Consider the following 10,975-nt stretch of genomic DNA (forward strand, 5'->3'; position numbering starts at 1 on the left):
GCGTGATCGAAGGGATCAACGATGGAAGAGAAATGGATCATCCATCCGGGCGAGGCCCGGGTGATCGACGTCATGGACGTCACACGCCTCAAGGCCGCGCTCGCAGCCGGTCAGATCGACGTCATCGGGCACGACGAGCCGCACATTCGCGTCGAAGTACACAGCGTCGCGATGAAGCCGCTACGGATCGAAGTCTCGGGTGACGAACTCGAAATCGACCACCCGCAGGTGCGCTGGGACAGTTTCCTCACAGCGTTTCGCAGCTTCGGATCGTCAGGTCCGCGGGCCGAGGTGAGCGTCGCCCTTCCTCGGCACATCGCGCTGACCCTCGGCGTCGTCAGCGCGAGCGCCCTCGTTGCGGGCCTCGAGCAGAACGTCACGATCAATGCCGTCTCCGGCGATGTTCTTGTCGACGGACTCGTCGGCGATCTGAACACACACGCTGTTTCGGGCGATGTTCAGGTGCGCGGGCTCACCGGTGCCTTCTCGAGTGACATGGTCTCCGGCGACATCGCGGTGTCGGGAGAAATTACCAAGACCGACGTCAACACGGTCTCTGGTGCGGTGTTCATCGACGCGGCCGGACGCATCAGCCAGGTGTCTCTCAATACCGTCTCCGGTGCCGCGACGCTGCGCCTCGACGACGACTACCCCGCCAACTACTCCGTGCGATCGGTCGGCGGCCGCGTTCAGATCGACGGAGTCTCGCGTGCGCGCACCTACTCCGGGCACACGGGGGCGCTCAGCGGGATGTTCGCCGAAGTGCGGGTCAACACCGTCAGCGGAGACGTCACGGTGCTGCGCCACGGCGCTCACGCGCCGACGTCGGACTATGACCACCAAGCGTCATGGCCGGGGCAGGAGGAGAGCTGATGGCTGCCGTCTTCGGTCATGGCGACCTTCGCCTGTACCTGCTGAGCCTGCTCGACGAGAACCCGCTGCACGGATACGGCATCATGCAGGCGTTGTCCGATCGAACGGGCGGAACCTACACGCCCAGCGCCGGTACCATCTACCCGCGGCTGGCGAAGCTCGAGGGTGAGGGGCTCGTCACGAAGAGGCGGGATGGGCGCACGACGATCTACGAAATAACTGATGCGGGACGCGCCGAAGTGCGTGCGCGAGCACACGAAATCGATGGCATCCAGGAGGGGCTCTCCGACAGCGTCCGCCTCATCGCGGACGGTGTGCGGCAGAACGTGCGTGAGGCGATGAAGAGCCTCCGCGCCGACTTGGCCGCAGCCGCGAACGCCCCGCACCGGGACGAGGCCGACACAGAAGACCCGCGCGCATCAGCCAGAGCCCAGCTGGCACGCGCCGAGGGCTCGCTCAGCGCTTTCCGCGCGTCGGTCCGCGCCGATTTGCGAACGCATATCGCGAAGGGTGGCGCGGTTCCGTCGTCGTTGATCGATGAGCTCCAGGCGGATCTGGACGGTGTGATCGTTCGCCTGCGCGAGGGTCTCACGCGCGACTGACCGCAAGGCGGCGCCGGGGGCGAGCGTAGGCTGGGGAGGTCATGCCGAACTCCTCCCGCTCCTGGTTGCCGATCGCCGTGTGGGCGGTGGGAGCCGTCGCCTATCTTGCGGCGATCATGTCGCGAACATCCTTGTCGGCAACCGCCGGTGTGGCGAGCGAGCGCTTCGATCTCACGAGCGAACACCTGGCGGCGTTTGGGCTTCTGCAGCTCATCGTCTACGCCGGTGCGCAGATCCCCGTGGGAATGCTGATCGATCGCCTGGGGGCCCGCACCGTTCTTCTCGCCGGCCTGGTGCTGATCGCCGCGAGCCAGCTGATGATCGGCTTCGGTGAGACGTTCTCCACGCTGCTTGCGGCACGCGCTCTCGCCGGGCTCGGAGACGCCATGGTCTTCCCCTCGGCAGTGCGGCTGACGGCGGTCTCGTTGCGGCCCGCCTGGATTTCGACGGGAACGCAGATGGTCGGAGTTGTCGGCAACTTCGGCATGCTGGTCACTGCAACGCCGTTGCTGTGGATGGTGGACATGGTCGGCTGGCCGCCGGCGTATCTGATCCTGGCCGCGGTCACGGGAGTGATCGCCCTCTGCTCCGGAGTTGTTCTCGTCCTGATGGGACCGGATGCGACGCGAACGGCGTCAAACGAGAGCCTTGGCGATGTGCTTCGCGGGACAGGGCGCGCGATGAAGCACCCCGGAACCTGGCTGGCGTTCTTCACGCACTTTTCGACCAACCTTGCGTTCGTCGCGTTTATCGTGACGTGGGGCGCGCTCTTTCTGCAGTACGGAGCCGAGATTGGCACGGGAGGGGCGAGCGTCTACCTGTCGGCCATTCCCATCATCGGCATGATCGCGGGGCCTGTTGTGGGCCGTCTCGTCAGCACCATGCCGGAGTGGCGACGCATCATCATCGTGTGGTCCGTGATCGGACAGCTCGTTGCCTGGGGGGCCGTCCTGCTGTGGCCGGTTCCCACGCCGTTTCCCCTGCTGGTTCTTCTGGCCGTTGCGACGGCGATTGGCGGGCCGGCATCGCTGATTGCCTTCGAACTGTCGCGACAGTTTGTTCCGGCGAGCCTTGCCGCGCGCGCAAACGGCATCGTCAACACGGGCGGGTTCACCGGCGCTTTGTTGGCGATCGGTTCGACGGGCCTTCTGCTGTCGATTCAGGGGGCGCATGCTCCTGGCGACTATTCCATGGAGATGTTCCGGATCGCGTTTTTGCCGATGCTCGGCATGATGACGGCAGGACTGATCGCGTTTATTGTGCTCTCGCGCCGAATGCGTCGCCGCGAGCCCTGATCGGATTTTGCGCACGAAACAGTGCGCCGCGGTGAACCGCGGCGCACTGTGGGATCAGAGGACTAGACCCGGGCAGGCTCGTCGTCCTCATCTTCTCCTTCGTACAAATCTCCCCAACGATCGACGTACGAATTCTCGTCGTTGTTATCGGTGAGCTCTTTCTCGAGTGCTGCATAGTCGACAGACGGACTGAACGACTTGAGCTCACGAGCGAGCTTTGTGTGCTTCGCCTTTTGACGGCCACGCCCCATAGCGCGTCGACCCCCTTACACGTAGATCTGCCGGTGATTTCTCGAACCCTATGCAGAAGCATGCTTTCTTATTACCCGAGAAATACCCGGGAAGAGTAGGATTCAGGATACCACGGGGCCTGACCCACGAGCTCCGCACGGCGGGAGGAACGCATCATGACAGACGCGACCAGCACACCGGACTTACCCCTCGAGCAGTTTCATGGGGCCGTTATTGCCGCAATTATTCCCGAGCAACCGCCCCGTGTGATCACTGAAGCTGCACGTTATGCCAGCCTTCACGGCGTTCCGCTTGTTGTCGTGCACGTGGACGTCACACGATTCGTCACCTATGAAGATCCTGATGGTGTTCCTCACACCGCGCCGATCGACATCAACGTCGAGGCGGGGGCGGAAGAACTCGCCCTCGTCCAGCAAGAGGTCTCGGAGGCGCTGAAGGGCTCGGACGTGGAGTGGACGACAACGCAGCTCGTTGGTGACCCTGCCCTTGCGATTAAGCACTTCGCCGAAAAACTCGATTCTCCTTTGATCGTCCTCGGTACGCGCAAGCGCGGCTTCGGCGAGTCGTTGCGGGAGTTCTTCACCGGATCGGTTGCCGCGCGTTTGTCTCACCGCCAGTACCGCCCGCTTCTCGTCGTCCCTATAGAAGAGCCGGTGAACGACTCCTCGCCGCTCTGGGATGAGGAGTGACTGCCCGACCAACGCTTCCTGCCGTTGATTGGCTCCAGCTCCCCCTCGTGATGGTGGGCGGTGCCGTCGGCGCGCTCACGCGCTGGCTGCTGATGGAGTGGGATTCGTCCGATTTTTGGGTGATTCTTGCCATTAACGTGGTTGGGTCGATGGTGCTTGGCTTTCTGGTGGGGGTGCTCGGCGCCCGCCACCAGCGGTGGAGAGCACTCCTCGGAACCGGAATGCTCGGGGGATTCACGTCCTACAGCGCGCTCGCACCGCTCATGGGCGTCTCGGTGTTCAGCGGATGGGCGGCGAGCCTTCCGTATCTGGCTGTGCTGGTCGCCACCGTCATCGTCGGCGTGGCCGGAGCGCTGGTGGGCCTCGCGAGCGGCGGACGCCTGTCGCGCTCCGCTCGGGAGGGTGTCGCATGAGCGCCCCTCTTCTCGCCCTGGTGATTGCCGTTTCCGGCGGCGTTGGGGCGGGGTTGCGCTTCACGATCGACCAGGCCATGCGGGGCGTTCGCGTTCGTTTGCGTTTTCCCCTTCCGGTGCTGATCATCAACGCGAGCGGCTGTTTCGTCATGGCATTTCTCGTCGGCGGCTTCGGAGGGACAACCGCGGATTTCCCTCCCTCTCTTCTGGCAATTGAGGCGGGGCTGCTCGGCGGCTTCACAACGTTCAGCACCGTGTCCACCGACACGGCAGAAATGTGGCACGAGAAGCGCTACGGAGCCGCGATCGCGAACGCTGGCGGCACGCTTGTGGTGTGCCTCGGCGCCGCGATCGCAGGCATGACGCTCGCAGCGGCCATGCGATAGCCCGTTCGAGGGGCATTCTCCCGCCCCGGGGATCGGAGGATATGCCACACTGGCACTCTGCGGATACAGCCGTGTATCGAGAGCGACTGGCCGCAGTCCACACGCCGCCCGCGATCCGGGGATCCCAGTGTCACAACTCGCCGTTCTGAGCCTGAAAAACCGCGCGCTTATCGCGCTCATCACGATTTGCGCCGCCATCTTCGGTGGAATGTCGCTGACGAGTTTGAAACAGGAACTCATCCCGTCGATCGAGCTTCCGGCGCTCGTCGTGATGACCACCTACCCCGGCGCGTCGCCCGAAGTGGTGGAAGAAGACGTTTCGACGCCGATCGAAACGGCCGTTCAAGGACTTGATGGCATTGAGTCCACGAGCGCGACGAGCACCACCAACGCCTCCATCGTGCAGGTGATGTTCGACTACGGAACCGACATGGCGACGGCCGAGCAGAAGATGACTCAGGCGATCGGCCGCATCTCTGGTCAGCTGCCCACCGACGTGGATCCGCAGGTCATGGCAATCTCAATCGACGATTTGCCCGTGATCCAGGTGGCTGTTTCCGGATATGACGACGCCGACACGATTCAGGATCGTCTGAGCTCGATCATCCTGCCCGACATCGAGGATGTCGACGGCGTTGCGACCGCCGCTCTCGTCGGCGCAACGGGCGAGCGCATCATCATCACACCGGACAACGCGGCTCTCGCGCAGAACGGGCTCGGACAGCAGGCCATTTCGGACGCGCTCCAGCAGAACGGTCAACTGTTCCCTGGCGGATCGATCACGGAAAATGGCGAAACGCTCACGGTGCAGACGGGCGACAAGGTCACTACCGTCGAGGCGCTCGAAGGACTGCCCCTCGTGCAGTCGGCGCCGCCGCAGGCCAACCCCGAGACGGGCGAAGAGATCCCCGTGCCGCAACTCGCGATCGGTGATGTCGCTTCCGTTTCTCTGGAGAGCGATCCCGTTTCGTCGATGTCGCGCGTGAACGGCGAGGACGCCATCTCGATTTCCGTGACGAAGCTTCCCAGCGGGAACACGGTTGACGTCTCTCACGGCGTCAGGACCGTGCTCGACGATCTCGCCGAACAGGTGCCGGGAGCCTCGTTCACGGTGGTATTCGACCAGGCACCATTTATCGAGGAGTCGATCGAGACGCTTGCCGTCGAGGGCCTCCTCGGTCTCGTCTTCGCGGTTCTCGTGATCCTCGTGTTCCTGCTATCAGTACGCTCAACGCTGGTCACGGCGATTTCGATTCCCACGAGCGTTCTCATCTCGTTCGCGAGCATGCAGGTGTTCGGCTATTCGCTGAACATGCTCACGCTCGGTGCCCTCACCATCTCGATCGGACGCGTCGTTGACGACTCGATCGTCGTCATCGAGAACATCAAACGGCACTATGTGGCCGGAGCAGACAAGGGCGATGCGATTCGCCTCGCCGTGCGCGAGGTTGCCGGCGCGATTACCTCGTCGACGGTGACAACGGTCGCGGTGTTTCTGCCGATCGCGTTCGTCGGCGACATGGTGGGCGAGCTGTTCCGGCCCTTTGCGATGACCGTCACGATCGCGATGCTGGCCTCGTTGATCGTGGCGCTCACCATCGTCCCCGTTCTCGCGTACTGGTTCATGAAACCGGGCAAGGCGCTGTTCGATGACGCGGGTGAGCAGATTGATCCCGAGCACCCCGATGCGCCGAAGTCGCGGCTGCAGAAGGCCTACCAGCCGATTCTGTCCTGGACGCTGCGTCACTCGTGGGCAACGCTGAGCATCGCGGTTCTCATCATGGTCGGCACGGTGGCGATGGCGCCCCTCATGAAGGTCAACTTCCTCGGCGACACGGGGCAGAACACGCTCACGATTTCGCAGGACCTCGGACAGACGGCCAGCCTGGACCGGCAGGACGAGGCGGCGCGCGCCGTTGAGAATGAGCTGGAGAAGATCGACGGGATTGAGACCGTTCAGGTATCGATTGGGTCCTCCGGATCTCCGATGAGCGACGCTTTCGGCGGGGGCGGCATCACCTACTCCGTGATGACCGATGGTGATTTCGATCAGGAGCAGTTGCGCACGGATATCCAGTCTGCGCTAGACGAGCTCGATGGAGCCGGTCAGATCAGCGTGGGGGCGGCGGCAGGCTTCGGCACTGACGACATCACGGTGCAGGTGACGGGAACATCATCGGACGACGTCCGTCGCGGCACGGAAGATATCGTGGCGGCGCTGGAAGGGCGTGAGGGCGTTGGCACGGTCTCCGACAGCCTCGAGGCGTCGATGCCGTTCATCCAGGTAAATGTTGACCGCGACGCCGCCGCGCAGCGCGGGTTGAGCGAAGCCGCCGTTGGCTCGATCGTGAACTCGACAATGCAGCCGCAGCAGGCCGGAACGATCGAGATCGACGGATCGTCAACAACGATCTACCTCGCATCCGATGCCGCGCCGGCAACGATCGCTGAGCTCCGCGAGATGCAGATCCCGACCGCCGCCGGCCCCATCGCTCTGACCGACATTGCGACGGTGGACGAGAGCGCGAGCCCCGCTTCGATTTCGACGCAACTGGGACGCCTGACGGCAACGATCACGGTTCCGCCGGCAACGGACAACCTCGCGGTCGCGACGCTCTCGATCGAGGAGGCGCTTGCTGCGGTCGATCTGCCCGAGGGAACAACGGCCTCGGTTGGCGGCGTTGCGCAGCAGCAGGAAGAGGCCTTTGAACAGCTGGGCTTGGCGATGCTGGCGGCGATTCTGATCATCTACGTGATCATGGTGGCCACCTTCAAGTCGCTCCGCCAGCCGCTGCTACTCCTCGTGTCCGTGCCGTTCGCGGCAACGGGAGCGATTCTGTTGCAGGTGGTCACGGGCGTTCCGCTGGGTGTTCCCTCGCTCATCGGTGTTCTGATGCTCATCGGCATCGTCGTGACGAACGCGATCGTTCTCGTCGACCTCGTCAACCAATACCGAGGTAGGCACCGGCTCAACGTTCACGATGCCACGATGGCGGGATCGTCGATGCGTCTGCGCCCCATTCTGATGACGGCGTTCGCGACGATCTTCGCGCTTGCGCCGATGGCGCTCGGTATCACGGGCCACGGCGGGTTCATCTCGCAGCCGCTCGCGATCGTCGTTATTGGCGGTCTCGTGTCGTCCACGTTCCTGACCCTGATCGTGCTACCGACGCTGTACAACCTCGTCGAGGGCGCGCGGGAACGGCGCGTGGCGCGTCGCCGTGCGCGGGCGGGCGTGACGGAAGAGGGGCAGACGGGCGAGTTCCCCGCCGCGCCGCCCTTGCGCCGCCGCCGCGACTAATCACGCTCGGCCAACACCGGGGCTTTCCCAGGGGCGGCCGGTAATGTACAGAGGTCGGCCCCGGATGCCGCGTTGTATGCGCGGGTGTGTGTGGTCCTTGATGGCCGCGCAATAACACCCTGAAAGGTGCATACTCAGCATGCCCAAGAACAAAAAGCCCGCTGGCGGACGTCCGGCCAAGAACTTCGATCCCCGGTACTCGGCGAAGGCCAGCGACAGCCGCAAGGCCCGCTGGAGCAACGAAGACCGCGAGGTCCGCGCTGGCGGACGTGGCGACACTCGTGCCCCGCGCACCGATCGCGGCGACTTCCGCTCCAACCGCGATGACCGCCGCCGCGAAACTTACGGCGATGCCGACCGCGGTCGTGTGACCAGCGAGCGTGCTCCTCACCGCGATGCTCGTGGTGCGGGTCGCGATGAGCGTCAGCGTCGTTTTAATGACAGCCGTGGCGGTGGCCGTCCGGCCGAGCGTGATGACCGCGGTCCTCGCCGTTTCGACCGTGATGACCGTCCCCGTCGCTTCGAGGGACGCGACAACCGCGCACCGAGCCGGGATGCTCGTGGTGGCCGCGATGGTGGTTTCCGTGACAACCGCGGTGCGGGTCGCGATGAGCGTCAGCGTCGTTTTAATGACAGCCGTGGCGGTGGCCGTCCGGCCGAGCGTGATGACCGCGGTCCTCGCCGTTTCGACCGTGATGACCGTCCCCGTCGCTTCGAGGGACGCGACAACCGCGCACCCCGCCGTGACGACCGTGGCGGCCGCGACGAGCGGCCCGCAGGCCGCCGCTTCGACGAGCGCCCAGAACGTCCCGCTCGCCGTCCCTTCGATGGCGAGAAGAAGTGGCAGGAGCGTCGTGATGAGCAGGGCACGCCGCGTACGGCGAAGCACGAGGAGCGCATCGACGTGGTGCACGACAAGCTCGAGGCCGAAGCCGTTCAGGCGACCGCCGTTGAGGGCCAGTCGTTTGGCGACCTCGGCCTGGGCGAGAACATCGTTCGCGTTCTGAACGAGCTCGGCGCGGCAAGCCCGTTCCCGATTCAGTCGGCGACGATCGCCCCGATCATCGCGGGCAAGGATGTTCTCGGCCGCGGACGCACTGGATCGGGCAAGACGATCGCCTTTGGCGCCCCTCTTGTTGAGCGCATTCTTCGCTCGCGCGCCGGCCAGTCGCGTGCCTTTGGTCGCGCCCCGCAGGCACTGATCCTGGCGCCCACGCGTGAGCTCGCCCTGCAGATCGACCGCACGGTTCAGCCGATCGCCCGCAGCGTTGGCCTGTTCACAACGCAGATCTACGGCGGTGTTCCCCAGGCACGCCAGGTGGGCGCGCTGAAAAAGGGTGTCGACATCATCATCGGAACGCCCGGACGCATCGAGGACCTGCACAAGCAGGGCAAGCTGAACCTCAGCGAAATCCAGGTGGCCGTTCTTGACGAGGCCGACCACATGTGCGAGCTCGGGTTCCTCGAGCCCGTTCAGCGAATCCTGCGCCTCACGAAGGCGGGCGGCCAGAAGCTGCTGTTCTCCGCCACGCTTGACCGCGAGGTTTCGGCACTCGTTGAGGAGTTCCTCAAGGCGCCCGCCGTCTACGAGGTAGCCGGCGAAGACCAGCACTCGGCCACGATCGACCACCAGGTTCTCGTTGTTGACCAGCGCACCAAGCGCGGTGTGATCGAGCAGCTCGCCGATCGCGACGGTCGCACGATCGTCTTCACCCGCACACGGGCCTTCGCCGACCAGCTGGTTGAGCAGATGGAAGATTCCGGGCTCCGCGCGATTGCACTGCACGGTGATCTCAACCAGGCACGACGCACGCGCAACATCGAGCGTTTCTCTGCCGGCAAGGTCAACGTGCTCGTGGCAACAGACGTTGCGGCGCGCGGTATCCACGTTGACAACGTCGACCTGGTTGTTCAGGCTGACGCTCCCGACGAGTACAAGACGTACATGCACCGCTCGGGCCGTACGGGCCGCGCCGGTCGCGAGGGCCGCGTTGTCACGCTGATCCCGCACAACCGTCGCCGCCGCATGAGCGACCTGCTCAAGCGCGCCGAGATCGACGCGCCGTTCCGCGAGGCATCTCCCGGCGACGCCGTGATTCAGGAGATCGCGCGCTAAGACCGCTAATACGAAGGGCGTCGACTCGGCTGAGTCGGCGCCCTTCGCCGTTCATCCGGCATGTGATGGTTCACATGTCCCTCGGATTCGCGCAAGAATGGGCCCATGACACATACTCCCGTTGACCCCACCGGAGAGCAGATTCTGCTGACGCGAGGCGACGTAACGGCGCATATCGCTCAGGTCGGCGCTGCTCTGCGAGGCCTCTCGGTTGGCGGCACGAACCTCGTGCCGCCCTACCCGCTCGGCCGCACGGCTCCCTTCGGATCGGGCATCGTTCTTGTGCCGTGGCCCAACCGCATTCGCGATGGCGAGTGGACGATGACTGACCCGCATGGTGAGACGTACGATGAAACGCTGCCCATCAGCGAGCCGGCCCGCGGAACGGCAATTCACGGCCTGCTTCGCTGGGCACCGTATGTGATTGAGCAGGGCGATGGCATCGCAACGCTTCGCGCCGCCGTGATCCCGCAGAACGGCTATCCGTTCGCGCTCGAGACCAGCGTCACCTACGAACTCACCGACACGGGTGTCACTGTTACCCACACGTTCGAGAACGTCGGAAGCGCCGCTGCTCCCGTCGGTGTCGGAACTCACCCCTTCTTCTACATCGAGGGAACGGACCCCCGGGACCTGACGATCACGCTCCCGGCGTCGACCTACTTCGAGGTCGACGAGCGTCTTCTGCCGCTGGCGGAGATCGATGTGGACTCCGAGACCGATCTGCGTTCGGGCAAGCGTCTGGGTGATGTCAGCCTGGACACGGCGTTCGGCGGGTTGTCGCGCGATGACAACGGCCTCGCCGGATCGACGCTGTCGGGCCCCGATGGAACGCTCACGGTGTGGCAGGACGAAGCGTTCGACTATCTCCAGGTGTTCACCACCGATGCCTATCCCGACCAGCCGTACGCCGTTGCCATTGAGCCGATGACGATGCCGGCAGAAGCATTCAACACGGGACAGGGCGTGCGCTGGATCGAGCCGGGCGAGTCCTGGAGCGTCTCGTGGGGCGTGGCCTACAGTTCCTCGCAGGAAGAAACGTCATGAT

10 protein-coding genes are annotated in these 10,975 nt (G+C 64.5%); 9 read left to right on the plus strand and 1 reads right to left on the minus strand.

The features are described from left to right. Positions 1-21 precede the first annotated feature (21 nt). The 3 genes from G6N81_RS10130 to G6N81_RS10140 are packed head-to-tail and all read left to right on the plus strand — an operon-like array spanning position 22 to position 2,770. Positions 22-873, plus strand: a complete 852-nt coding sequence (locus tag G6N81_RS10130) for a DUF4097 family beta strand repeat-containing protein (RefSeq protein WP_165136409.1) — start codon at positions 22-24, stop codon at positions 871-873. Then, positions 873-1,475 (plus strand): PadR family transcriptional regulator, encoded by a 603-nt coding sequence (locus G6N81_RS10135; protein WP_165136412.1) that lies wholly within the window; start codon positions 873-875, stop codon positions 1,473-1,475. The genes G6N81_RS10130 and G6N81_RS10135 overlap by 1 nt, the downstream gene beginning before the upstream one ends. A gap of 41 nt (positions 1,476-1,516) precedes the next feature. Next, positions 1,517-2,770, plus strand: coding sequence for an MFS transporter (locus tag G6N81_RS10140; RefSeq protein ID WP_165136415.1), 1,254 nt, complete (start codon positions 1,517-1,519; stop codon positions 2,768-2,770). A 62-nt stretch (positions 2,771-2,832) separates the two neighbouring features. Here G6N81_RS10140 and G6N81_RS10145 read toward each other — a convergent pair whose 3' ends face one another. Beyond that, positions 2,833-3,021: a DUF3073 family protein gene (locus G6N81_RS10145; protein ID WP_165136418.1), complete on the minus strand. Its 189-nt coding sequence runs from the start codon at positions 3,019-3,021 to the stop codon at positions 2,833-2,835. A 156-nt stretch (positions 3,022-3,177) separates the two neighbouring features. Here G6N81_RS10145 and G6N81_RS10150 point away from each other — a divergent pair, with 156 nt between their 5' ends. From G6N81_RS10150 to G6N81_RS10175, 6 genes are all read left to right on the plus strand, one after another. Next, positions 3,178-3,711, plus strand: coding sequence for a universal stress protein (locus tag G6N81_RS10150; RefSeq protein ID WP_165136421.1), 534 nt, complete (start codon positions 3,178-3,180; stop codon positions 3,709-3,711). Next, positions 3,708-4,124 (plus strand): fluoride efflux transporter FluC, encoded by a 417-nt coding sequence (locus G6N81_RS10155; protein ID WP_241244951.1) that lies wholly within the window; start codon positions 3,708-3,710, stop codon positions 4,122-4,124. Before G6N81_RS10150 ends, G6N81_RS10155 begins: the two co-directional genes overlap by 4 nt. Beyond that, positions 4,121-4,510 carry a fluoride efflux transporter FluC gene (locus tag G6N81_RS10160; RefSeq protein WP_165136424.1) on the plus strand — a complete coding sequence of 130 codons (390 nt, stop codon included), beginning with the start codon at positions 4,121-4,123 and terminating at the stop codon, positions 4,508-4,510. The genes G6N81_RS10155 and G6N81_RS10160 overlap by 4 nt, the downstream gene beginning before the upstream one ends. Before the next feature lie 127 nt (positions 4,511-4,637). Continuing rightward, the gene (locus G6N81_RS10165; protein WP_165136427.1) at positions 4,638-7,811 is read left to right on the plus strand and encodes an efflux RND transporter permease subunit; all 3,174 of its coding nucleotides are present in this window, start codon (positions 4,638-4,640) and stop codon (positions 7,809-7,811) included. Positions 7,812-7,950: 139 nt separating this feature from the next. Continuing rightward, complete coding sequence (locus G6N81_RS10170) at positions 7,951-9,927, plus strand: DEAD/DEAH box helicase (protein WP_165136430.1); 1,977 nt, start codon at positions 7,951-7,953, stop codon at positions 9,925-9,927. Between the two features lie 105 nt (positions 9,928-10,032). Next, positions 10,033-10,974 (plus strand): aldose 1-epimerase family protein, encoded by a 942-nt coding sequence (locus G6N81_RS10175; protein WP_165136433.1) that lies wholly within the window; start codon positions 10,033-10,035, stop codon positions 10,972-10,974. Position 10,975 lies beyond the last annotated feature (1 nt).

Source organism: Microbacterium amylolyticum (genome assembly GCF_011046975.1).
GTDB classification, from domain to species: Bacteria; Actinomycetota; Actinomycetes; order Actinomycetales; family Microbacteriaceae; genus Microbacterium; species Microbacterium amylolyticum.